This is a genomic window from Wolbachia pipientis (assembly GCF_030373985.1).
Taxonomy (GTDB): domain Bacteria; phylum Pseudomonadota; class Alphaproteobacteria; order Rickettsiales; family Anaplasmataceae; genus Wolbachia; species Wolbachia pipientis_D.
Window position 1 is genome coordinate 1 of record NZ_JAUCRB010000012.1, and the last position, 669, is coordinate 669.

The window sequence follows — 669 nt, forward strand, 5'->3', positions numbered from 1 at the left end:
GCTCTTCCGATCTTTCCACTTACGTGTTTGCAGAGTCCTGTGTTTTTAGTAAACAGTCGCTACTCCCTATTTTGTGCCACCTACTCATAGTTGCCTAAAAGCAGGTTACCCTTCTTCCGAAGTTACAGGTATAATTTGCCGAGTTCCTTCAACATCATTCTTTCAACACCTTAGTATACTCTACTCATCCACCAGTGTCGGTTTACGGTACGGCCTCATAAATATAAGTGCTATTTCCTGGAGCTTCTTTTAAGCATAGATCAATCCAATAAGATCTATACAAATACAAAACCCGTCACACTTAAGAGGTTTAGGAATATTAACCTAATTGCCATCGACTACTCCTTTACGGACTCGCCTTAGGAACCGACTAACCCTACGCAGATTAACTTAACGTAGGAACCCTTAGATTTTTGGTGAGAGTGTTTTTCACACTCTTTTACGCTACTTATGTCAGCATTCTCACTTCCGATATCTCGAGCAGTTTTCACAAACCACCTTCACAGACTTACGGAACGCTCCGCTACCGCACTTATCAACCAAAGTCAATAAGCACCCACATCTTCGGTATACAGCTTTAGCCCCGGTACATTTTCAGCGCAGAAAAACTTATTTAGACAAGTGAGCTGTTACGCTTTCTTTAAAGGATGGCTGCTTCCAAGCCAACCT

General features: G+C 42.2%; 1 rRNA gene. It reads right to left on the reverse strand.

From position 1 onward, the window contains the following. A 23S ribosomal RNA gene (locus QUS22_RS05435) occupies positions 1–669 on the reverse strand; the annotation flags it as partial.